16 protein-coding genes are annotated in these 23,475 nt (G+C 47.8%); 11 read left to right on the top strand and 5 right to left on the bottom strand.

What is annotated here, in order from left to right; translation table 11 throughout:
- Nucleotides 1–212: 212 nt before the first annotated feature.
- The 4 genes from BMW71_RS04285 (at nucleotide 213) to BMW71_RS04300 (ending at nucleotide 5,707) form a co-directional block, all read left to right on the top strand.
- Nucleotides 213–1,445: a multidrug effflux MFS transporter gene (locus BMW71_RS04285; RefSeq protein ID WP_092169849.1), complete on the top strand. Its 1,233-nt coding sequence runs from the start codon at nucleotides 213–215 to the stop codon at nucleotides 1,443–1,445.
- A gap of 72 nt (nucleotides 1,446–1,517) precedes the next feature.
- Nucleotides 1,518–3,134 (top strand): ABC-F family ATP-binding cassette domain-containing protein, encoded by a 1,617-nt coding sequence (locus BMW71_RS04290; protein ID WP_092169852.1) that lies wholly within the window; start codon nucleotides 1,518–1,520, stop codon nucleotides 3,132–3,134.
- 10 nt (nucleotides 3,135–3,144) lie between these two features.
- On the top strand, nucleotides 3,145–4,542 hold the full coding sequence (locus BMW71_RS04295; protein ID WP_092169855.1) for a high affinity choline transporter 1: 1,398 nt from the start codon (nucleotides 3,145–3,147) through the stop codon (nucleotides 4,540–4,542).
- On the top strand, nucleotides 4,526–5,707 hold the full coding sequence (locus tag BMW71_RS04300; RefSeq protein WP_092169858.1) for a class I SAM-dependent rRNA methyltransferase: 1,182 nt from the start codon (nucleotides 4,526–4,528) through the stop codon (nucleotides 5,705–5,707). The genes BMW71_RS04295 and BMW71_RS04300 overlap by 17 nt, the downstream gene beginning before the upstream one ends.
- A gap of 43 nt (nucleotides 5,708–5,750) precedes the next feature.
- Here the strand turns inward: BMW71_RS04300 and BMW71_RS04305 are convergent, their stop codons facing one another.
- Both BMW71_RS04305 and BMW71_RS04310 read right to left on the bottom strand, forming a co-directional pair.
- Complete coding sequence (locus tag BMW71_RS04305) at nucleotides 5,751–7,160, bottom strand: Gfo/Idh/MocA family protein (RefSeq protein ID WP_092169861.1); 1,410 nt, start codon at nucleotides 7,158–7,160, stop codon at nucleotides 5,751–5,753.
- Nucleotides 7,161–7,221: 61 nt separating this feature from the next.
- Nucleotides 7,222–8,328, bottom strand: a complete 1,107-nt coding sequence (locus BMW71_RS04310) for an acyltransferase family protein (RefSeq protein WP_092169863.1) — start codon at nucleotides 8,326–8,328, stop codon at nucleotides 7,222–7,224.
- 234 nt (nucleotides 8,329–8,562) lie between these two features.
- Here BMW71_RS04310 and BMW71_RS04315 point away from each other — a divergent pair, with 234 nt between their 5' ends.
- Complete coding sequence (locus BMW71_RS04315; RefSeq protein WP_092169866.1) at nucleotides 8,563–9,696, top strand: amidohydrolase family protein; 1,134 nt, start codon at nucleotides 8,563–8,565, stop codon at nucleotides 9,694–9,696.
- Between the two features lies 1 nt (nucleotide 9,697).
- Here the strand turns inward: BMW71_RS04315 and BMW71_RS04320 are convergent, their stop codons facing one another.
- Nucleotides 9,698–10,804, bottom strand: a complete 1,107-nt coding sequence (locus BMW71_RS04320; RefSeq protein WP_092169868.1) for an SGNH/GDSL hydrolase family protein — start codon at nucleotides 10,802–10,804, stop codon at nucleotides 9,698–9,700.
- A 73-nt stretch (nucleotides 10,805–10,877) separates the two neighbouring features.
- The gene (locus BMW71_RS04325; protein WP_143057548.1) at nucleotides 10,878–11,447 is read right to left on the bottom strand and encodes an O-fucosyltransferase family protein; all 570 of its coding nucleotides are present in this window, start codon (nucleotides 11,445–11,447) and stop codon (nucleotides 10,878–10,880) included.
- Between the two features lie 333 nt (nucleotides 11,448–11,780).
- Here BMW71_RS04325 and BMW71_RS04330 point away from each other — a divergent pair, with 333 nt between their 5' ends.
- From BMW71_RS04330 to BMW71_RS04350, 5 genes are all read left to right on the top strand, one after another.
- Entirely contained in the window at nucleotides 11,781–13,160 is a 1,380-nt protein-coding gene (locus tag BMW71_RS04330; RefSeq protein ID WP_092170300.1) for a sulfatase-like hydrolase/transferase, read from the top strand.
- Between the two features lie 296 nt (nucleotides 13,161–13,456).
- Nucleotides 13,457–15,292 (top strand): glutamine--fructose-6-phosphate transaminase (isomerizing), encoded by a 1,836-nt coding sequence (glmS, locus tag BMW71_RS04335; RefSeq protein WP_092169873.1) that lies wholly within the window; start codon nucleotides 13,457–13,459, stop codon nucleotides 15,290–15,292.
- A 15-nt stretch (nucleotides 15,293–15,307) separates the two neighbouring features.
- Complete coding sequence (locus tag BMW71_RS04340; protein WP_092169875.1) at nucleotides 15,308–17,515, top strand: DUF4954 family protein; 2,208 nt, start codon at nucleotides 15,308–15,310, stop codon at nucleotides 17,513–17,515.
- Nucleotides 17,516–17,844: 329 nt separating this feature from the next.
- A complete protein-coding gene (locus BMW71_RS04345) occupies nucleotides 17,845–19,824 on the top strand; it encodes a hypothetical protein (RefSeq protein WP_143057549.1) in 1,980 nt (659 codons plus the stop codon).
- A gap of 6 nt (nucleotides 19,825–19,830) precedes the next feature.
- Nucleotides 19,831–21,513 (top strand): hypothetical protein, encoded by a 1,683-nt coding sequence (locus BMW71_RS04350; RefSeq protein WP_244891073.1) that lies wholly within the window; start codon nucleotides 19,831–19,833, stop codon nucleotides 21,511–21,513.
- Here BMW71_RS04350 and BMW71_RS04355 read toward each other — a convergent pair.
- Entirely contained in the window at nucleotides 21,510–22,754 is a 1,245-nt protein-coding gene (locus BMW71_RS04355; protein WP_143057550.1) for a glycosyltransferase family 2 protein, read from the bottom strand. The genes BMW71_RS04350 and BMW71_RS04355 overlap by 4 nt on opposite strands.
- Before the next feature lie 130 nt (nucleotides 22,755–22,884).
- On the opposite strand from BMW71_RS04355, the gene miaE reads away from it, so the two are divergent.
- Nucleotides 22,885–23,472, top strand: coding sequence for a MiaE family protein (gene miaE, locus BMW71_RS04360; RefSeq protein WP_092169882.1), 588 nt, complete (start codon nucleotides 22,885–22,887; stop codon nucleotides 23,470–23,472).
- Nucleotides 23,473–23,475: the final 3 nt, after the last annotated feature.

A 23,475-nucleotide genomic window follows, 5' to 3' on the forward strand; every position in this document is an offset into this window, starting at 1 on the left:
CATTAAATGGATAAACTGTTTTTCGTACGAACTATAAAAATTTACTGCTGTTAGATCAGTACAATAGTACGTATTAAATCTCAAATTGTCAATGCTAAAGAACGTTTTAATTTATTTAAAATACATTTTTTATCATTTCAATATGTTTGTAAATCCTTTAGCAGAAGAAAAGGGTCAATAGTATATTTTAATGCCTATTTTTGCATCACCGCATGAAACAGCAGAAAAACTATTTCCTTTTGGTCTTGATTTTAGGTGCACTGAGTACCATCAGTCCTTTTTCCGTAGACATGTATTTGCCTGCCTTTCCGGCCATCGCAGAAAATCTGAGTACCAGCATTTCTCAGGTGCAACTTTCGCTTACCAGTTACCTGATCGGTATCGCCATCGGCCAGCTTTTTTATGGCCCCTTGCTGGACAAATTTGGCAGGAAAAAGCCCCTGTATGCCGGGCTTTGGATTTACATCGCGGCCTCTGTTGGCTGCGCATTTACGCAATCTGTGGATGCCTTGATCGCCATGCGGTTTGTACAGGCTATTGGCGGATGTGTGGGGATGGTGGCTGCACAGGCGCTGGTTAGGGATTTGTTTCCGGTCAATAAAATTGCGCAGGCCCTAGCCATGCTCACCTTGGTTATTGCGGTGTCTCCCATGGTAGCGCCGACGCTGGGAGGATACCTAACGGCACATTTCCACTGGCACTGGATGTTTATTTTGCTAGCAGCTATTTGTGCTGCCATTTTGTTTGCTTGCAAATGGCAGCTGCCAGATGGAGCGGACCCGGAACGGGATTTGTCGCTGCGACCATGGAAGGTTGCCAAAAAGTACCGCGAAGTTCTGCGAAATAAGCAATTCCTAACCTATATTCTGGTTGGAGGCATCGCGGGGGCAGCGCCCTTCGCCTACATTGCAGGGTCTTCGGACGTTTTTATCAACAATTACGGACTCACGCCCACGGAATACGGGTGGCTTTTCGCTTTTTTGGCCGTGGCCATGATTGGGGCTACCCAGCTAAACCACGTGTTGTTAAACCGATACAGCAACCGAACCATCGTCATCACAGCCCTTTGTTACCAACTCGTTGTCGGAATACTGATAATTGCCGGAGTTAGTACCGGCTTCTTTAACGTTTGGATGCTGATAGGAATGATGTTTATATTCCTAACCGGACATGGGTTGAGCGTGCCGAATGCGGCCGCCATCTCCCTGGCTCCTTTTGCAAAAAATGCCGGTAGTGCTTCTGCCATGATGGGCTTTATGCGCATGGCCATCGGCGGCATCGTTTCGGGGCTGGTCAGTGTTTTTCACAACGGTACCGCACTCCCTATGGTCCTGTTAATGGCGGGCTGTATCCTTCTGGCGGGTTTGGTTTTGATGTATCATTACCATACTACCGGCGAATTGCATACCTGGCGAAAAAAGGGCCCCGGGCTATCTCCCCGCTGAACCGGAAAATAGGTCATGCTGGAATATTTTTCTAACTTTGCGCTTTCTTAAAATCCTCAGATAGTTCGAACAATGATTTCAGTAGATAATTTATCCCTTAAATTCGGAAAAAGAACACTTTTCGAAGACGTCAACCTAAAATTCACTCCCGGGAATTGTTATGGAGTAATTGGTGCAAACGGAGCAGGGAAATCCACTTTTCTTAAAATTCTAACCGGAGAAGTAGATAGTACTACCGGTCTGGTAAACATTACACCGGGATTGCGGATGGCCGTACTTTCACAGGACCACTTTGCATTTCAGGAGGAAGAAGTGCTCCGGACCGTCATCATGGGGCATAAAAAGTTATTCGACATCATGACGGAAAAAGATGCCATCTACCTGAAAGAGGATTTTACCGAAGAAGATGGCAACAAAGCTGCCAGCCTGGAGGCCGAATTTGCCGAAATGGACGGGTGGAATGCCGAGAGTGACGCTGCTGCTTTGCTATCCGGCCTGGGTGTCAGCGAGGCGCATCACGGCAAGTTGATGAAAGACCTGTCAGGCGATCAGAAAGTACGGGTACTGTTGGCGCAGGCCTTGTTTGGGAATCCAGACATCCTGATTCTTGACGAACCTACGAACGATTTGGATGCCGAAACCATCGGCTGGCTGGAGGATTTTCTAATCAATTTCAAAAATCTGGTTATAGTGGTTTCACATGACCGGCATTTTCTCGATCAGGTTGCCACCCATATCGTGGACATCGATTTTGGAAAAATCAATATCTATTCCGGAAACTATTCGTTTTGGTACGAATCTTCGCAGCTGGCCGCCAAGCAAAAGACCGATCAGAATAAGAAAACCGAAGAAAAGCGAAAAGAACTTCAATCCTTTATCGAGCGATTTTCGGCAAACGTCGCCAAGTCCAAACAAGCCACGGCTCGAAAAAAGATGCTGGAAAAACTAAATGTGGATGAAATCAAGCCTTCTACCCGCAAGTATCCTGGCATTATCTTTAAACCGGAACGAGAAGCTGGGGACCAATTGCTGCTAACCGATCAATTGGAACTAAAAAATGAGGAAAAGATCTTTTTTACGGATGTCAACCTGATGGTAGACAAAGGAGATAAAATTGCTTTTCTATCCAGAACGAAACAGGCCGTTACCAAGTTTTTCCAAACGATCATGGAGGAGATCCCGGTTCAATCCGGTAGTTTCAAATGGGGTGTAACGATAAATAAGGCCTACATGCCCAACGACAATTCCTCCTTTTTCAATTCAGACTTGAAGTTGATCGACTGGCTGAGTCAATACAGCGACAATCAGGAAGAGGCCTACGTACGGACCTTCCTGGGAAGGATGTTGTTTACGGGGGAGGAATCATTAAAAAAAGCATCGGTTCTCTCCGGTGGGGAAAAAGTGAGGTGCATGGTCTCTCGCATGATGTTGCAAAACCCCAACTTTTTGGTGTTGGACGAGCCCACAAACCACCTGGACCTGGAATCCATTCATGCCCTGAACAATGCCATGATCGATTTTACGGGTACCCTTTTGTTTTCTTCATACGACCATGCGTTTGTTCAATCGGTCGCCAACCGCATCATTGAGTTTACGCCGTCGGGCACCATTGATCGACGGATGGATTACGAATCGTATTTGGAGGATCCAGCCATTCGGGCCCTGCGGGAAAAGATGTACACCCATTAATTCATCCTACTTGCTGGCCGCTGCAATCGTTTGTTACCTACTGGGAACCATGGCTTTGGGAGCCTGGTCTTCCCGTTTGGTAAAAACCTCCGGAGACTTTATGTTGGCAGGCAGGCGGCTTCCCCTTTTCTTAAGCGCTTCGGCACTATTCGCTACCTGGTTTGGTTCCGAAACGATTTTTGGTGCCTCTTCCGAATACCTGGAGCACGGCTTGTTAGGTGTCATGGAGGACCCGTTTGGTGGGGCGCTTTGCCTGCTTTTATTTGGTTTGTTCTTTGTCAAACCCATTTATGCCATGCAGGCCCGGACACTAGGAGACGTCTTCTTGCAGTTATTTGGCAAACGGGTCGCTTTGTACGCCAGTATTTTTATGATTCCTGCCTATTTTGGATTCATTGCCGCCCAGTTGGTCGCCTTTGGCCTCATCCTGGGAGCGGTCTCCGATGTGTCGATCGAAACCGGGGTGGTGATTAGCGCTGCGGTCGTGTTGTTTTACACTTTTCTAGGTGGCATGTGGGCCATATCCGTAACCGATTTTGTACAGACGATTGTGATAGTCGTGGGACTGCTTTGGCTAGCCCTAACCCTCAGTCAGGAGGCAGGAGGTGTTACTCGGGTCCTTAACCAGGCTCCTGCATCCAGCTTCACCTTCTTTCCGGAACAAAACTTCGGTGCCTGGATGGAGTATCTAGGTGCCTGGGCGATACTGGGTTTGGGCAGTATCCCTAGTCAGGACATTTACCAACGATCCATGGCAGCCAAGAGTAGCAAAATTGCGCAAAAATCACTGTTTTTGGCGGCTGGATTCTACCTGACCATTGGACTGCTCCCCTTATTTATTGCCTTGAGTGCCAAAACCCTGTATCCCAATAGTACGCCAGAAAACGCACAAATGCTACTCCCCGAACTTGTAATGCATCACAGCAGTTTGCCGCTGCAAATCGTTTTCTTTGGCGCATTGCTTTCTGCCATCATGAGCACTACCAGTTCCTCCATGCTTGCTCCCGCTGCCTTGCTCACCGAAAATATCATTAAACCATGGAGAAAAAGAACCTGGACTGAAAAGCAAATGTTGGTCGTTTTACGGGTTTGCCTGGCGGCAATTGCGGTCATTTCCGTTCTACTTGCTTTTTGGAAAACCAATATTTACTCCTTGATCGGTGAAGCCTCCATGTTGCTTTTGGTATCCTTGCTGGTTCCGCTGACGGCCGGCCTTTATTGGAAGAAGGCCTCTCCCGCCGGTGCCAAAGGCTCCTTGTTTGGCGGAATGGTCGCTTATTTGTTGTTTTATTTTGACCTTGTTTACATGCCTGTACCACACCACTTGGCGGCCTTGCTCTTCAGCGCCGCTGCGATGATCGCAGGCTCCGTTGCCTATCCCAAAGCTATCCATGAAAACATATCCTGAAATAATCTTAAAGAAAGGAAAAGAAATTTCCATTAAACGAAGGCATCACTGGATTTTTTCCGGTGCCGTTTACACCAAACCGGTTGATTTACTAGATGGTGAATTGGTAAAGGTTTTTGACGCGAACCATCGGGTCTTGGGTATGGGTTTCTATGCGCCCGGCTCCATTATGATCCGAATGATTGTCTTTGGCGACCAGGAAATAGACGAGGCATTTTGGCTGGAGAAGCTTAGCGCCGCCTACCAACTTCGCCAACAAATCTTCGCCGCCCAACGCGAATCGACCAATGCCTACCGATTGGTACATGGTGAAGGGGATCACCTGCCCGGGCTGATCATCGATAATTACAACGGGAACCTGATTATTCAGGCACATCACCGGGGCATCCTTGGCGAATTGCCTACGATTGTCACTGCGCTGCAAACGCTTTTCAGAACGGACCTTCAATCCATTTACAACAAAAGTGCCGCTGCATTGCACGACAAAACCGGGGAGGCCGACTCCTGGCTCGTGGGAGAAAAACAGGAACCGCGAATCCTGGAAAGCGGGCTCCGCTTCGAAATCAACTTGGAGAAAGGGCAGAAAACCGGTTTTTTTCTGGACCAACGGGACAACCGGCGCTTGTTGCAAAACTACTGTACGGGCAGAAAAGTGCTCAACACCTTTTGCTACTCCGGTGGATTTTCGGTATACGCACTTGGGGCCGGTGCCAGCCAGGTTACCTCCGTGGATATCTCCGCAGAAGCAATCGCTCTCTGCCAAAAAAACCTGGAACTAAACGGGTTTGACACGGAAAAAAATCCATGCCTCACGGCAGATGTGCTGAAGTATTTGCAGGACATCGACGAATCGTACGACCTGGTAATTCTCGACCCACCGGCCTTTGCAAAAAACACGCGCTCCAGGCACAATGCCGTACAGGCATACAAGCGGCTAAACGCCATGGCGCTGAAAAAAATAAAACCCGGAGGGATATTGTTTACTTTTTCTTGTTCGCAGGTCATTGACCGGGAACTCTTTACCCATACGGTGACGGCAGCTGCATTGGAGGCTGGGCGTCCTACCCAAATTATCCATCAGGTGTCCCAGGGAGCAGACCATCCGGTGAATATCTTTCACCAGGAAACCTCGTACCTGAAGGGATTGGTTGTCTACGTTAGCTAAAAAAAAGTGACAGGAATTGCGGTCCTGCCACTCCCTCGATTCCTTATGCGTTCACACCGGTAGTACCTCCCCCTTTCAGGGTTAGCTCCACCGGCTGGTTGGTTTGCCAGGAACCGGCCGTAAAATCAGGAATATCGATCGAATTGGACCGGTTGGCTACTGACCATTCGCTCAATGGGGTAATGGAGCTCCAAAGTGCGGCATCGTACACATCCTGGTCCAGTGGTAGTCCATTTCTCAGGCAATCGATCAATCGCCAATCCATCATAAAATCCATGCCACCGTGCCCGCCGATTTTCTTTGCCATTTCCCCGACCTTTTTTACAATTTCGGGAGTGTATTTTTCCTCCAGTTCCTTGACTTCTTCGTCTTTCATCCATCCATGCCCGGTAGCTACGCCCGGCACGGGCCACTTTCTGGCCATACCTTTGGTACCGCTTATCAGATGAATCCGGGAATACGGCCGGGGTGAACTCACATCGTGCTGGATCATGATGGATTTACCTTTTTTGGTTTTTACCAGGGTGGTGTTCATGTTTCCCCGGAACTGCTTCGTCGCAAATGAGGCATAGAAATCGTCCTCGGCAGCCAGTTCTTCTGCCCGGGCTTTCATGTGAAAATCCTGGCTAGACAAAGAGGTGAGGTAGTCCATTTGATCCCCCCTGTTGATATTCATGATCTGGCAGACCGGACCCAATCCGTGGGTTGGATAGATGTTTCCATTTCGGTAATTTTCTTTCAATCGCCACATGTCCTGATATCCGGTGTCCTTTTTGAAATTCAGCTCAAGCAAGTCGTGGATATAGGCCCCTTCTCCGTGGATAATGTCGCCAAAGAAGCCATCCCGAGCCATGTTTAAGGTCATCAGTTCGAAAAAATCGTAGCAGCAATTTTCCAATTGCATGCAGTGTTTTTTCGTGCGTTCGGAGGTTTCTACCAGTTGCCAGCATTCCTCCAGACTGATGGCGATGGGAACTTCTGAAGCGGCGTGTTTGCCAGCTTCCATGGCATAAACGGCCATGGGGGTATGCCATTGCCAGGGCGTAGCGATGTATACCAGATCCAAATCATCCCGGTCCACCATTTCCTTCCAGGCATAGGTACTGCCGCTGTAGGTAGCCGGCTTGTGAGTGGTACCGTCCAGGGTTTTCATCACCTTGTCTACCATCTCTGGTCGCAAATCACACAAGGCGGTAATTTCCACCCCTTCTATTTTGCTTAATCGATTGACTGCACCAGGACCACGCATACCCAGTCCGATCACCCCGACGCGCACCCGATCCAGCTTCGGAGCCGCATAACCGGACATATTGAAGCGTTGCGCATGCTGCCTTCTGCTTTGAACAAGTACATTCTCCTGTTCTTCCTGGGATAAACCGGTAAAACCCGTTCCCATCATTCCAATTCCGGCCAAGCCGGAGAGTTTTAAAAACTCCCTCCTTTTATTACTCATAGTTTGCTTTTTTATTTGTTGGTTCTAACATAAACGCCATCCCACAGGATAGCTCCTTGCATTATATTTTAAAGAAAATCTTTTTTGAGTAGAGAAAACAACATAGGTACCACATACAGCCCAGCGATACGAAAGCCGTAAAAAGAGCCATTGCATGCTCCGAAAGGCCCAGCAATCCCAAAAACCCGTAGGTAAAGATGCCTACAAACCCGGTTAACCAGTCATGTCCCAGTACTTCGGCAAACAAGTAAATAAAAATTGGATTCATTCCGACAATTAAAAAGGCAAATGTCCATTTTTTCACCTTTTTTACGTCGATCAACCAAAAGCAAAAAGCAAGCACCAGCACCGCCCAGCCACCCGAGGCCATCACAAAAGCACTGGTGCTAATACGTTTAATGATTGGGGTAATTCCCGTCCAGTCCAGCCCGTAGCCTACCGCCAAGCCGATCACCCCTGCCACAAGTAGTGGCTTGATTTTTTCGCCATCCCTACGTTGGGACAAAAGTAACTTGCCGCACATCGCTCCCCAAAGGGTATGCGCTGCGGTAGGTAGGCAGTTGATCGCTACCCAACCACCCCCGTTGATCTTGCCCATCAGGATTTCATCGAAAAATGAGCCGAAATTATCCCCTTTGACAAAGGGAGCCGAGGGGTTGTACATCCGGTACAATAGCTCCGTCAGTAGCAATAAACCGATGGATACAAGGAATTGCCATTTTGCCGGGTAATTAATAAACAGGTAGGTCAGCAAAATGGTGAAGGACAACTGGGTTAGTACATTCCACAATTCAAACACGAGCGCGTCTGCGTAAACGCAATGCAAGCCGGTCCCAAACAGAAATAAAAGCAGGCAGCGTCGCAGGACATGCCGGGTTAGGTCAGCTGAATTGGATCCCTTTTCCAACCTGTTTTTAAGCGAAAAAGGCATCGCCACCCCGACAATAAACATGAAAAAAGGCTGAATGAGATCCCAAAACCGAAGGCCATTCCAGGGGTGGTGGGTAAATTGCTGAAAAACAGCAAAACCAAATGAGTCTTCAGAAACCGCACCCAAAAGAGCCCGATAGACCAACGCAGATTCGGCAACCAGCAAAAACATGGTAATTCCCCGGTAGGCATCCAACGAAACCAATCTTCTACCAGGAAGGGCTGGGTTTGGGTTCATAAACGAGACGGCATAAAGACAATTTTGAAAACCCCCACTGCGAAGGCGATATCCAAATATAGCTTTTCGGGGAACAGCTTCAAACAATCGATAACGAAAAAAGGATGAATGGTTTTATGCTTGTTTTACTGAATTTTAAAATTATTTATTACATTTAGGGCTAACAGCAAACGGTCAAATCTGCCGGTGTGCCTGCTTGAACTCCATTCATAATCGCTTAACCTACCCTTTTTTATGCGTCCCTATCTCTCGCTGGTTACTTCTTTCTTAGTACTACTCATTTGCCATTCCTGTGGGCGTCCAGATACGGAAACCGCAGCATCGACGCAGGAGAGTTTTTCGGCTGATTCGGTAGAGGCCTTGCTTTTAAAAGACCACCAACCGGTTTCCCTGTATAAAGGAAACGAAAATCCCGTAACCAGAGCAGCTTTTCCAGTGATTGACATGCATTCTCATCCTTACGCGAAATCCGAAGCAGCGCTCGACGAATGGGTAAAGACCATGGACAAAGTAGGCATAGAAAAAACGGTGATTCAATCTTACCAAACAGGAGATGCCTTTGATTCGCTAGTACAGGTATACGGCAAATACCCGGACCGTTTCATTCTGTTTTGCGGATTCGATTACACCGGTTACGAGCAGGATGATTTTGGCCCTGCGGCGGTAAAAGAACTGGAGCGGTGTTTTTCGATGGGTGCAAAAGGAGTGGGCGAATTGGGAGATAAAGGGAAAGGGCTGTTTTACTCCCGGCCGACAAAAGCATTTGGCATGCACATCAACGATCCAAAAATGAAGCCATTGATTCAGAAATGCGGGGAATTGGGCATGCCAATCAGCATTCATGTTGCGGAACCCATCTGGATGTACCAGCCGATGGATGCGAGTAACGATGGCCTAATGAATGCCTTTAAATGGCGGCTTGACCAACAGGAAGGAATTGTGGACCACCAGGGCATGATCGACATACTGAAAGATGCTGTGGCTCAGAATCCGGAAACCACCTTCATCGCTTGTCATTATGCAAATACGAGTTATGATTTGAGCATACTGGGGAAACTATTCGACGTCTATCCCAACCTATATGCAGACAATAGTGCCCGGTATGCTGAAACGGCCACGATTCCGCGAACCGTCAATCGATTTTATACGCAGTATGCGGACCGCTTGGTGTACGGTACCGATATGGGAATGGATGTGGGCATGTATCAAACAACCCTTCGCATTCTGGAGACTGCCGACGAGCATTTTTACGACAGAAACATTTCCTCCTACCATTGGCCCATGCATGGCTATGACCTTTCCGGGGAGGTGTTGGAAAAGGTATACCGTTCCAATGCCCAAAAACTTCTAAAATTACCCGCAGAATGAGTTATTGTTCCCGAAAAATCGATTCCACGGCGCGGGCATATCCTGCGGCATACCGACTCATCCCCAAATCAGAGGGATGAGTGCCATCTACGGTATCATCCATGGAAAGTCCGATTGCCTCTTTGTCCAGGTAATAGAGATCCTCCGTACCTGAATTTATCAGCTCTTCGTAAACTTCCCGCGACCATTTATTTCTTATTTCGTAAGCGTTCTTGCGTTCTTCGTTGACCAGCTCATCCGTGTATCCGGCATGTTCTACTAACAATACCGGGGTGTCCGGACGCTTTTCTTTCAAGTACACGACCGCATCCCGGATTCGATGCTTTACTTCGGATTCGGAAAAAGTTTCTCTAACCAGATTCGGCAGGCAATCCAAGACGTAAAGGCTGCTTTCTTGTGTGGCCATTAGCTGAATCAATGGAGTTTCCAGCTGTCCGTTTCCTGAAAAACCCAGGTTAATCAGCGGAAGGTTAAGGTGTCGTTCCAATAGGGCCGTCCAGGCCATTCCTGGTCTCGATGCACAAGCCCCCTGGGCAATCGACGTACCATATACCAAAATGGGGAGCTCATCCAACGATTTTGGAAGGAATTCAATGGAAGCATCGGAGGGAACACCTACCTCCAGGTAGACAACCTCATTGTATAGGGGTAGGTACAAATCAAATTCCCTGGGAATGGAGTCACCCGTTCTAATCGGAAAGCTATACCGAATGGTATCAGCAAAGGAATAATCTCCCTTGACCCAAACCCAAGCGCCGGATTCGTCTCTGGTATAAACATCCAATCCGCTTACGCCCGTTGCTGGCATGTGCGGCATGGCTACATTTCCGGATACGGTGTACCTAACCTGAATGGTGCTTGCTCCAGTACGAAACCTAAGCTTTAACCCAGCGGCATGTTTGGATAAATTCCAAACGGGTGGTCGCACCTGTTCCTTCAAGCTGGCCGGCAAACGGGTAAAACTGGCATCTGCGCCAATCTTTCCATGGATACTATTTGTTGGTAACGATTCCATCGGATTGGTCCAGGTCCATTGTTCTTGCCCGAAGAGGGTAACCTGGAAATTACCCACCAGTAGAATCGTCGCGATTAGGATCCATTTTTTCATAAAACCGAGTGTTTTCTGGTATAGTCTTCCAGCGGATTTATTGTATAACTTTGGGCTACGGCTCCGGGAAAACTTAAATGTGAAGAATCTCTAACTCCGTACCGTAAATTCGTTTGGCTACGCCGGAAAAAGAGCTCCAGTACGAGCCATAGATTTTTTTGGTACCGGCAAGCAGGTACAATTCCAAAACGGCATCCATAATTCCCTCCCTGGAATTTCTTCCAAAGGTTTTTGGATACGTGACGACGGTATCGGGATATTTCTCTTGGAAATACGTTGATAGCGCTGGATCATCCGTCGCCAGAAACACACCAAAATCAGCTTCTTCGGCATTTAGGTGTTCCTCAATCTTGTTTTCAAAGAGATATACCGGACTTTTTGCGATTGCAATATCGTGGTCAGACCTTCGAATGTGTATACCAATCATGTTCTCCTTAAATTTCTTTCTTGCAACCTTTATATTGGAAAGGACGGTAGGACTGGGAGTGAACGCTCGAAACCCTTCTGGATAGTCGATACATTGATTGCCGGTAACAACCAAAATATTGAACTTGTCATTACAGACTTTTTTTAACCGATCCGTCCCCATCTTGACATCCTTGTCCAGTAACAAGCAATCCATTCCCATTAATCGGCAAACCATGGTATTGTATACGTTGGTCAACCACCGAATAAAACTAAACTTATTATTCAACAAAGTCTTGCCCTTAATAATTAATTTGGGACCAAGATTTGGGTGCAACAAAGTAAAATGTTTACTTGGTTGAAAAATTTCATGGTAGCTACTATTCAGGCCGGAATCGGGTATCCAAACAACTTCTAACTCCGCATCAATGAGTGACTTAAAGTAAATAAACGATGAAATAGCTCGCATTCTATTTCCCAGCCCGGATGTTGGCCGTAATACGATTCGTTTTTTTTTCATCGGATTATATTTGGTAAGTTAACAGAATCAATACTAAACATGGTATATTATATGAATAGGGTTATAAAAATAGTTGCCATTTTCGTGATAACTTTCGGGCTTTTTGCCGGCGGTTTATGGGCTCAGACCAAGCCAAATGTCTTGGTTATTCTCACCGATGACCAGGGATACCTGGATTTGGGTAGTTACGGATCGAAAGACCTGGTCACACCAAACATCGATCGTTTGGCAGAAAAAGGCGTTCGATTCACTCAATTTTATTCGGGAGCACCAGTTTGTTCCCCTTCCAGAGCGGCTATGTTGACCGGGAAGTACAATTTTAATGCAGGTCTTTTCGGAAATGTGTCTCCCCCTCACCAAGACCCTGAAGGCAAATCGGGTTTACCGAGCAGCGAAATCACTATGGCCGAAGTATTTCGGTCAAATGGGTACCGAACTGCTCTCATTGGAAAATGGCATTTGGGTCATACGGTAGAGAAACTTCCCAACGGCCAAGGCTTCGATTATTTTTTCGGTCATCAGCGAGGATGCATCGATAACTTCTCCCATTTCTTTTATTGGAGTGGTCCAAATCTACACGATTTGTATCAAAATACCGAGGAAATTCACCGACCGGGTGAATTTTTTGGAGATTTGATGGTTGAGGAGGCAAAAACCTTTATGGATCAGGCCTCGGATCAACCGTTTTTTATGTATTGGGCAATTAACATGCCACATTACCCCTATCAAGGGGACCCCCGGTGGCTGGAGCATTATGCCGACCTGGAAAGTCCTAGAAAAGAATACGCTGCCTTCGTCTCTACGATTGACGAACTGGTAGGAGAAGTTTATGCGCATCTGGAGGCCATTGGCGAGCTAGAAAATACCATCATCGTCTATCAATCCGATCACGGACACAGCGTAGAAGAGCGTGCCTTCTTTGGCGGAGGAAACCCCGGTCCTTTTAGTGGGGCAAAATTCAGTATGTTGGAAGGGGGTATTCGGGTTCCTGCCATCATCAGCTATCCAAAAATATTGCCCCAGAACGAGCTTCGGCATCACTGGGCAAACAGTGTGGACTGGATGCCCACACTTGCGGAAATCGCTGGAGTCAGACTTCCGGAAGATCATCCAATTGATGGAAAAAACCTCCTTCCTCTCTTGATGGACGGGCAAATTCCAAGTCCGCACGAAACCATGTATTGGGCCACCGGCAGGCCCGAAAATGAAAACCACCCCTGGGCCGTTCGCAAAGGTCCCTGGAAATTGTTGGGCAATCCCACCGATCCCACAGGAAAGTTACGTTTCGGAGATAGCGACAAACTCTATTTAGTAAACCTTGAAACCGATTCAACCGAGGTCAAAAACCTGGCTTCCATGCATCCCGAAAAAACAATCGAATTACATTCCCTGTACAAAGCGTGGATCGAAGCGATAAAAACAAAAAAATAATCCTGGTTTAGAAAAAAAACAAAAAAAATTGTTTGTGGATTCTGACACATATTTTCCAAAGAACTAACAAGCCCGCATTGGATTGTTCAATTTAAAATGGATCGATTGATAGTTTTGAAAAGTTTTGGGAAAAGTTAATCTGGCACCTAAAAAAAAACTTATGCGACCCTTACTTTTTGCATATTTTTATCATAAGTACCAAAATTTATTGTTGCTTCATTTGTTTTTTTATTCATTAAATTTCGAAATATTAGCGATCAAACTATGTTTAGTCTAGTTTATTTTGAAATCTTCTTATGTGTGGTATTGTTGCCTATATTGGTTCAAGGGAGGCGTATCCAATTATTTTAAAAGGCCTCCAACGGTTGGAATACCGGGGCTACGACAGTGCGGGAGTTGCCTTGCTCGACAAAGAACTCAAGATTTACAAGAAAAAAGGAAAGGTCTCCGAATTGGAATCTTCCCTTATCGGGCAGCACTTACCTGCCAAATCGGGGATTGGCCATACGCGCTGGGCCACCCACGGAGAGCCTTCCGATAGGAACGCACACCCACATTGTTCGCCATCGGGGAAACTGGCCATGGTTCATAATGGCATCATCGAAAACTTCGCTCCCATCAAAAAAGAGCTGCAAAAGAAAGGATACGTATTCAAGAGCGATACCGATACGGAGGTATTGTTGGTTTTTATTGAAGATATTTTCATCAACGATGCAGAAAGCCTGGAAGCAGCGGTTCGAATTGCACTGAAGCGAATTATAGGCGCCTATGTGATCATTCTCTTGGATGAGTCGCAGCCCGATACGCTGATTGCGGCGCGAAAGGGAAGCCCATTGGTCATTGGCATTGGTCCAAACGAACACTTCCTGGCATCAGATGCTTCGCCCATCATTGAATACACAAAAGAAGTGGTATACATCAATGATTACGAAATGGCCATTGTAAAGCCGGATGAACTGGTGTTGAAAAATCCAGGCAATGAACGCATCACCCCATTCATCACCAAACTTGACATGGATTTGGCTGCTATTGAAAAAGGGGGCTACAAACATTTCATGCTAAAGGAGATTTTCGAGCAGCCCACTGCCGTGTTTGATTGCCTCCGTGGCCGGCTGGATGCAAAAGCGGGTACCATTAGAATGGGCGGTATTGACAGGCAGTTAGATTTGCTCAAGGAAGCCAAAAGAATCATCCTGGTTGGCTGTGGCACTTCATGGCACGCGGGTCTTCTGGCAGAATACGTTTTCGAGGAACTCTGTCGGGTGCCGGTGGAAGTGGAATATGCATCGGAATTTAGGTATAGAAATCCGGTCATTCACCCGGGAGATGTGATCATCGCCATTTCCCAAAGCGGCGAAACCGCAGACACACTCGTAGCGCTAGAAAATGCTAAAAACCAGGGAGCATTTATCTTTGGCGTGGTCAATGTGGTGGGTTCCAGCATTGCGCGTCTTTCTCAGGCCGGTGCGTATACCCATGCAGGCCCGGAAATCGGAGTGGCCTCTACCAAAGCGTTTACCGCCCAACTTACCGTTCTCTACTTAATTGCTATCAAATTGGGCTACGCTAAAGGTACCCTATCCAGAGACCGGTACCTGCACCTGATCAATGAATTGGCCTTAATCCCGGACAAAATCACTGAGGTGCTGAAAACCGCACCGGAGGTGGCCTGTCTAGCCGGAAAATACAAAAATGCACGGGATTTTTTATTTCTAGGAAGAGGGTATAATTTCCCAATCGCACTGGAAGGAGCTTTGAAACTCAAGGAAATCAGCTATATCCATGCAGAAGGCTACCCGGCAGCCGAAATGAAACACGGTCCCATAGCCCTGGTAGAAGAGTCGCTTCCAGTAGTATTCGTCGCAACCAAAGATGCCTACCACGAAAAACTCGCCAGCAATGCGCAGGAGATAAAAGCAAGAAAAGGAAACGTACTGGCGATTATTACGGAGAGGGATACCCTTTTTGAAGAGATAGCGGACGATACCATCGCTGTACCCGCTTCGGATGAGATCCTCGCTCCCCTTCTGAGTGTCGTTCCGCTGCAGTTATTGGCTTACTACACGGGATTAGCAAAAGGCCTGGACGTAGACAAACCACGCAATCTGGCCAAATCCGTGACCGTAGAATAATAAAATCCCTCACTTATGAATCGAATTACCCGGCATCCCTTGTCTACATTGGGATATCAATTTATCGAAGATCGGTATTTACCGAAAGGAAAAGACGAGTATTACCTTCGAAACAAGCAAAACCGAACCAAAACCAATTACCGCAAACTCAACGCCCGCGAAATTGAACTACTGGTGCGCAACCAAAACCAATCCGATAATTGGAATAATCTGTTGGTTTCGGATGCGTTCAATCCGGAACTCGTAAAGAATTGCAAGTTTTTCGGATTGGTACGCATTGGCAAATTAGAACCCTACTTTCTGGAATACCACAACCTACGGATGCCTGTAGGGATTTATAACAGCCATATCATTAGCTGTGACATCGGGGATAATGTGGTCATCGACAACGTGCATTACCTTTCGCACTACATTTTGGGCAACGAGGTGGTGTTGGTAAATGTCAACGAAATGGCGACAACCAGCCATGCAAAATTTGGGAACGGAATCGTAAAGGAGGGAGAACCCGAGTCCCTACGCATCTGGCTGGAGGTTTGCAATGAAAACGGAGGCCGGAAGATTGCTCCCTTTAGCGGGATGTTGCCAGGGGATGCCTGGCTTTGGTCGCGACATCGGGCCGATGAAGCATTTCAAAAGCAATTGCTTGCTTTTACCCAAAAAGCCTTTGACCACAGGCGCGGGTATTACGGAAAGGTGGGGGATCGGTGCATCATCAAAAACTGTTTGATTTTGAAAGACGTCTGGATCGGATCGGACGCTTACATCAAAGGCGCGAATAAGTTGAAGAATGTAAGCATTCATTCCAGCCCGGAGGCCGTTACCCAAATTGGTGAAGGATGCGAGTTGGTGAATGGGATAATCAGTGAAGGATGTACGGTTTTTTATGGCGTGAAAGCGGTTCGGTTTGTTATGGCCTCCCATTCGCAGTTAAAGTATGGTGCCCGACTGATCAATAGTTACCTGGGGTCCAATGCCACCATTTCCTGCTGCGAGGTATTGAATTCACTCATTTTTCCTGCCCACGAACAACACCATAACAATTCGTTTTTATGTGCAGCCCTGGTACAAGGGCAAAGCAACATGGCGGCCGGTGCCACCGTCGGATCCAACCACAATTCCAGGAGTGCCGACGGAGAAATCGTCGCAGGCAGGGGTTTTTGGCCCGGACTCTGCGTGAGTTTGAAGCACAACTCCCGGTTTGCTACCTTTAACCTGATAACCAAAGGAGATTACCCGGCGGAAATGGATATCCCCCTCCCCTTTTCCCTGATCAGCAATGACGTTCACTGCAACGAACTGGTCATCCGGCCAGCCTACTGGTTTCATTATAACCTGTATGCGCTTGCCAGAAACGCCTGGAAATACAACGACCGGGACAAGCGTACCCAACGGATACAAATACTGGAATACGACTACCTCGGACCAGACAGCATGACGGAGGTTTTCCGGGCAATCGGCCTGCTTGAACGACTGTCCGGTTTGGCATGGTATAAGGCGTATATTCCGGAAGCGCATCCAGAAGAAGAAGTGCTGCGAAAAAAAGGGCTGGAATTGCTATCGGACGAAAACTCTGTACTCGAAGAGCTACATGTGCGGGCAGACGCGTGGGAAAACAGCAAACGTGCGGTCCGCCTCGTCAATACCCGAAAAGCCTACCAAACGTACAGGCAATTAATCGCTTACTACCCCATTAAATGCCTGATGGAAAGTAGTACGGCCAACCCGCCCGTAAGTTTTTCAAGCGTTCAACCGTTTCTTCCAAAACCAAGCCAGACCTTCAATTGGATCAACATGGGAGGCCAATTGATCCTGGAAGCCGACTTGAACCAGCTCATCGAGCAGGTAAAAAACGGGGAAATTTCCGGCTGGAAGCAGGTGCACGACAGGTACGAGAGTCTGGGGAAACGCTACGAAAAAACCAAGACCCGGCATGCCTTTTTCCTTGCCTTGCAAGATCATAAAGCAGCTTCAACTGTTCTGGACAGTCCGTTGCTAAAACAACTACTGGAAAATGCAAAAGTCTTCCGTGCATGGCTATCAGAACAGGTTTACCTTTCCCGAAAAAAAGACTACGAAAACCCCTTTCGAAACATGGTTTATCAGAATCCTGCCGAAAGGGACGTGGTGCTGGGATCCCTTGAAGAAAATGGCTTCATACGAAAAGATCGGGAAGAATGTGAGGAGTTTCACCGGAAAATAGATACCTGGCTGTCCGTACTTTAAATTAAACCTACTAACCCGCTTGCAGGAAAGGAAGGCGTTCGCCAGGAACAGCTTTGGCTATCGGAAATTCCACACGGATCGTTACTTTGTTTCGCCGGAAGCAAGGCATTTCAGAAAATCCTGAATGAAACATGCTTGCTAAAACCAGGTGCTCGCACCGTTCTAGTGACAACAAAAGCTTTGGAGACCGGGACAGGACGCATGAAAATGCTGGTTGGAAAAACAGCGCGTTTTGGACGATCTATTTCTTAGGGCTGGTGGTTTTTTATTTGAATTATTTGTGCTAAATTATCCTGTCATGGTGTTGATAACGACTAAGATAAAAACACATGCCCAAAAAATCTCCATTAGCGACATTGATTCTATTCCTCGGTTCGGTCCTGTTTTTCAGTCAACTGCGTGCACAACCCTGCCCTGAAGTCTTGTTGCAACCGACTGAGGCATCCAACTACCTGGAAATCCGGGCTTCCGATTCAGAGAATATACGAATTCCCATACCTGAAGTACGGGTATTCCCGGGAGGAAAAGAACGGATATACTTATTGCTTCCGGATATTGTTACTTCCCTTGCCACGCCGATCATCCAATGGAACGAGCTGGTATTAAAAAAACCGCTGAACTCAACGGCAAACTGGCAGGGATCCCTGGATAGGGCTGCCTTCTTCGACACCAGCTGCCTTCCCCGCTTGGAAGCTGGAAATTTTGGAGATGCACGCTCGGAAGATAATTTTCTGTACGTTACCGAAAACAACCGGGTCACAGTGAAAGGTACGGTTTCTTTTGCCGAGATGGACGGTAGACAACTGCTGCTGCATTTGGATGTGGCCGGACAGGAGATACCGAGTCCGCTGATCAACGATCTGGACGGAGAACTCTATGTCAAAAACGACTCGCTCACCATCACTTCCGGAGAAATCAGCTATTTCCCCAACGAGTTTCGCCTGGTAGGCGCTGGCTTTGCGGAAGGAAAAAGCCTGAACCAACGTTTTGAATTTGAAGTCAGCGGCTACACCGGGTTACCAGGGGTTTTTGTGGTAAACGAGGGAACCGAAGGGCAAGATGCATTTTTCATCTATCGGATTGCAGGGGAACCGGACAAAGAAATTACGGTGAAGAAATACGCCCCCGGAGCTGAAATGCTGGCCTCCGATTCCTTTTTTGACCCGATTCCCTTTCAGGTTGATGCGCTGGATTTTGACGAATTGGCCCTACTTGGTACCTACCATAGCACGGCAGTCCTGATTGACCCGAAACCGGTAGCCATTGAATTACCGCTGCAAAACCAAGCCTTTAAAGGGATTTCGCCAGACATTCGTCAAGTCAAAAGTTTCTCTGAACCGCTCCTCCTGTCACCGGAAACCTGGGAAAATGACGTTACACTCTTTGTTGAAAATTTGCCGGTTTGGAACCTACAATGGAACGAACAAACAGACCCGGAAGAAGGAATAAAAAAAATCACCCTACAACGGCCCACGGAAGAAGAAAACCGCGAGGAACCTGAAATCAGACAGCGACTAAGTTACCAGCAGGTGGAGCGAATTAACGAGGGCTTCATGGAGATTTTCGAAACTTTTGACGAAACCAAGGATACCCTGTCGCTAAAAACATCGATTTTAGCGCTTTTTGACGAGAACAAACTTGCCACAACTGCTACCGAAGCGGACTCGTTTGAGGATTTTCTGGTAACTACTGTTAGCGCCTTCCGGGAGGCAGAAAAATACGCCCTGTATACCAATTCCGGAGAATCCGTACCTGCGTTGGACGCAAATGCGATCGCTTTATTGCCCGTCGCCTTGCAGGTCGACCAGGAAACCGGCTTGCCGCTATCCAGGTCCTTTTCCTACAAAACGACACGCATGCAAATTGATTACGAATCAGACAGCATTCTGCTTACCCTAACCAACGAACGCCAGGGAACACAACGGCTAACCGTACCCAATGCGGCCCTGCTCGACATTTATCAGTTTTTTGGAATTCTGACGCAACTGCCACTTGCCAGTAAGTACCAGGCAAATCTTGGCTTTTTTGACCTAATGCCGGTCGAAAAATCCCATTTCGGTGTACCTGGCTCTGAACGAGTCCTGGCAACGCCAACCTACGTTCATACCCGTATACGGGTGGTGGACGAATTGACCTATCAGGGGACGCCCGCCTTTAAATTGGATGTGCAGTTCAACGGTCTCTCCAACCCTTTCTTTGCCGAGAGCTATGAGGAGGATTTCACCGGCACCTATTATGTCACCCAATCCTTTCCGCATACAATTATCAAAGCCACCTTCAATCAGGGATTAACCCTTCAATCCGAATAACCCACCATGTACCGAAGCCCATTTAGAAAAAGCAGCTTTAACAACCCGCTCATTTCTTCCTTTTTAGTTGCCTTGAGCCTTATCGTTTATGCGGCCTGTCAGCCAGCGGTTATTGAGCCCGACGAAAACGAGCTTTCACAAGCGATGCAAAACGGCTACCTGGCCCATGAGGGGTACACGCGCAGCCTTTCCTTCGTTAACGACTGGCTTGCCCATGCCGATCCCGAAACGGGATTAATACCTAGAAACCTTCGCGAAAGTGCAGATATCTGGAATGCCCAGGATGCGGCAGCAGACAATTACCCCTTTATGGTTATGACGGCATCCATTTTGGATAAATCGTTGTACGAAGGTCGCCTTGCAGCGATACTGGAAACCGAAAAACGGCTCACCAACCGGCTGGATCGCCTTCCCGACACCTATTCCTTTTCAAAAAAAGGATTTGACCGGGCGGAGGTAAACAAAGATGCCATCATTTTTGGCGCCTCGGAATACGTTAAAGATGGATTACTTCCCTTGACCGAATACATCGGACAAACCCCCTGGTCCGATCGCATGCGGGATATCCTGGACGATATCTGGAAAAATGCCTCTTACGAAACACCTTACGGTAGGATCCCCTCACTGAATGTGGAGGTAAACGGGGAACTGCTGCAAGTACTTTCCAGGGTTTACTGGATGAGCGGGGACAAAAAATACCTGGAATGGGCCCTGCGGCTGGGAGATTATTACCTGCTGGACGAACACCATCCCACAGATGACTTCGAAATACTTCGCCTTCGCGACCATGGCTGTGAAATTGTATCCGGACTCTGCGAACTCTACCTCACTACCGCCCATACCGATGAAGGCAAAAAGAACGCCTATCAACCAGCAATTTACCGAATGCTGGATCGGATTTTGGAAGTAGGTACCAACGAACACGGGCTTTTCTACAATCAGATCAATCCCCAAACGGGGGAGATCCTGGACGAAGGGATCGCCGACACTTGGGGATATACGTTTAATGCCTACTACAGTGTATACCTGCTTGATCAATACGAGCCCTACCGGGAGGCGGTAATCCGGGCCTTGGAAAACCTCGACCAATATGCCTACTACGACTGGGAACGGGGTAGTTCGGACGGCTACGCAGATGCGATCGAAAGTGCGTTGAATTTGTACAACCGCGAACCACTGCCGGAAACCAAGGCATGGATCGATAGTCAAACACAGCACATGTGGTCACTTCAGGATTCCGCATACCGACCGGACACCGAGGCGTACAGGGGAAATGGCATCATCGAGGGTTGGCACGGAGATGGTAATTTTGCACGAACAACCCTAATGTATTGCTTGTGGAAAACGCAAGGGGTAACAGCCGAGCCCTGGCAGCCCGAGCTTTACCTGGGAGCAGTCGCCAGGGACTCGGGAGTTTTGGTTTCCCTGCTTAGCGAGGAAGCCTGGGAAGGAAAAATTACATTTGACCGAGCCAGACATCGGCATATTTTTCAATTGCCCTTAGATTATCCCCGCATCAACCAACTTCCAGAATGGTTTGTGGTGGCCCCCGATAAAAAATACCGTGTTACTTTTCCCACAGGAAATACTTCCGGCACCTACCGCGGCGAAGAACTACTGGAAGGATTGGCATTAAAATTAGAAAAAAACCAGCAAATATCTCTGATCATTCAGCCCTTAGAACACTAAAGACCATCTCTTTCCCTATACCAGAACAGCAGATCCACTATACGCGCCCCTCCAAACTTCCCCTGGATCCGCTCCCTCAATTGTTCAGCAGCCTGGGCAACAGGGAGGTTTGGGTATACCCGATCACGTAGATAATGGGTCAGCTTGAGTACCAGAAACCCGTCGAACCACTGCCAGAATTTCGTTAAAAAAGAAGCTTTCGAAGTGGACTGCTTTTTTATTGCCAACACCCGATCGGTAAAGCCCACCGTCCGTAATGCTTCACGAACTGGTTCGGGAAGATTCCACTCCTCCGGATCTGCTTCATAAAGCAAGGGAATCTGCCTAAAAAATGCTTTCAAACAGCCGTAGCAATCGGGATGATAGCTTGTTTTCGATGCTATGCCTGCCATCAAATAATCCATTTGTGCTTTGCCGGTACCAAAGGGAACCCGGTCGGATGCGCGGCAGGACGGATACACCCGGGCGTCCAGGTAGGCAAACGTAGCGACCGGTAATAGCTTGTGCATGAAATAAAAGTCTTCACCTGCTTTCCGGGTATTCATCCCGCCCGAGCGGGCATAAGTAGCCGCGCGCACCGCCATGCAGGAACCGACGGTATGCCGGGCAAAGGGATAGCCCGCCCAGATCAATCCTTGAATGTAGCACCGAAGGTGAAGCTCGTACTCCATGATGCCAGCAGCCAGTTTGGGATTGGATTCGTCCGCATACCTATGTTCGAATTGAAAGTGCGCCAACTCCAGCGCAGGTTCTTCAAAAGCCTTTTCGGCAGCCAAAAAATAGTCCTCAGAAACTTCGCAGTCGGCATCCAGGCAAAGGATGGGGCCGTTTTTGTCAAGCTTTCCCCAGCGGTGAAGTGCTTCGTCCATTCCAAGTTTCCTGGCAAGACCGGCACCTGCTTTTTTTTGGTGCAGGGATTCCTCGCGAATGATTTTTACGGAAAGAAAATGCCCGGGATGTCTGTGCTTCCACTCCTCGATTTGCCGGACGCATTCTTCGTTGGTTTCCAGGTCGATGCTCGCTGCACCTTCCGGAGCATTTACGACGCAAACCACTTCTACCATTCCACCAGGTGCCTGGCAATTGCCCAGTGAGTCCAACGTGCGTTGGATCGCCGGCTCCTTGTACGCTGGAATGACCAGTACCAATCCCAGTTCGGGCGAGGGCATGTCGTTAAAATAGGGTGCATTTACCGAAAAACGGCCGGTATAGGTGGCGATGGTGGATTGTAGCGAGGGCATGGCTGGTTGTTCGTAATCGACCCGAAAAATACGAAAAAGCAGCAACAGGTCCCGAGGGAATTTCCGGTGGAGTCAGTAAATTGAAAAAGTTCTTGTATTTTTGACTGATGGCAACACTTGAAATACGTCCATGAAATATTCTATTGAGTTAAAAGTAGCTTCTTCACAAGCCTGGCTGGATGCGGTCATGACTGATTTTGATGCCTTTTTGCAAGACCATGCCGACTGCGAGCGAAAAGCCGCTGCCATGGCGACTTCCCTGATTGCCAAATATCCCGACCGCGTAAAAATCATTCCAGACATGATCGAAACGGCAATCGAAGAATTGGAACATTTTCATCAGGTATTCGCTCTCATGCAGCGAAAGGGGATTCCGTTGAATAAGGAAATGAAAGAAGATCCCTACATCAAGCGACTAACACCACTCACTCATGGGGGAACCCAGGAAAGCAGGTTTCTCTCCCGCATGCTACTGGGCTCCATCGTGGAATGCAGGGGATGCGAACGATTTCGTATGGTCTCGGAGGTGCAAAGCGACGAGGAACTGAAAAGATTTTACAAAACCCTCTGGACCTCGGAGGCAAAACACGGGAACATTTTTGTAGCCCTCGCCTTAGAATACTTTGACGAAAAAACGGTTTACGACCGCCTGCACGAGATGATGGAGTTTGAAGGAAAGGTCGTACAATCGCTGCCCATAGCTCCAGCCCTGCACTAATAC

This window comes from Cyclobacterium xiamenense, from assembly GCF_900109255.1.
In the GTDB taxonomy this organism is placed as follows: Bacteria; Bacteroidota; Bacteroidia; order Cytophagales; family Cyclobacteriaceae; genus Cyclobacterium; species Cyclobacterium xiamenense.

What these genes read in the sequence shown, in the direction of transcription:
- BMW71_RS04345 (WP_143057549.1), top strand. Translation starts at nt 17,845, where the DNA reads ATGCCCAAAAAATCTCCATTAGCGACATTGATTCTATTCCTCGGTTCG.
- BMW71_RS04330 (WP_092170300.1), top strand. Translation starts at nt 11,781, where the DNA reads ATGAATAGGGTTATAAAAATAGTTGCCATTTTCGTGATAACTTTCGGG.
- BMW71_RS04325 (WP_143057548.1), bottom strand. Translation starts at nt 11,447, where the DNA reads ATGGTTTGCCGATTAATGGGAATGGATTGCTTGTTACTGGACAAGGAT.
- BMW71_RS04320 (WP_092169868.1), bottom strand. Translation starts at nt 10,804, where the DNA reads ATGAAAAAATGGATCCTAATCGCGACGATTCTACTGGTGGGTAATTTC.
- BMW71_RS04310 (WP_092169863.1), bottom strand. Translation starts at nt 8,328, where the DNA reads ATGAACCCAAACCCAGCCCTTCCTGGTAGAAGATTGGTTTCGTTGGAT.
- BMW71_RS04315 (WP_092169866.1), top strand. Translation starts at nt 8,563, where the DNA reads ATGCGTCCCTATCTCTCGCTGGTTACTTCTTTCTTAGTACTACTCATT.
- BMW71_RS04355 (WP_143057550.1), bottom strand. Translation starts at nt 22,754, where the DNA reads ATGCCCTCGCTACAATCCACCATCGCCACCTATACCGGCCGTTTTTCG.
- BMW71_RS04340 (WP_092169875.1), top strand. Translation starts at nt 15,308, where the DNA reads ATGAATCGAATTACCCGGCATCCCTTGTCTACATTGGGATATCAATTT.
- BMW71_RS04300 (WP_092169858.1), top strand. Translation starts at nt 4,526, where the DNA reads ATGAAAACATATCCTGAAATAATCTTAAAGAAAGGAAAAGAAATTTCC.
- glmS (WP_092169873.1), top strand. Translation starts at nt 13,457, where the DNA reads ATGTGTGGTATTGTTGCCTATATTGGTTCAAGGGAGGCGTATCCAATT.
- BMW71_RS04285 (WP_092169849.1), top strand. Translation starts at nt 213, where the DNA reads ATGAAACAGCAGAAAAACTATTTCCTTTTGGTCTTGATTTTAGGTGCA.
- BMW71_RS04290 (WP_092169852.1), top strand. Translation starts at nt 1,518, where the DNA reads ATGATTTCAGTAGATAATTTATCCCTTAAATTCGGAAAAAGAACACTT.
- BMW71_RS04305 (WP_092169861.1), bottom strand. Translation starts at nt 7,160, where the DNA reads ATGAGTAATAAAAGGAGGGAGTTTTTAAAACTCTCCGGCTTGGCCGGA.
- miaE (WP_092169882.1), top strand. Translation starts at nt 22,885, where the DNA reads ATGAAATATTCTATTGAGTTAAAAGTAGCTTCTTCACAAGCCTGGCTG.
- BMW71_RS04350 (WP_244891073.1), top strand. Translation starts at nt 19,831, where the DNA reads ATGTACCGAAGCCCATTTAGAAAAAGCAGCTTTAACAACCCGCTCATT.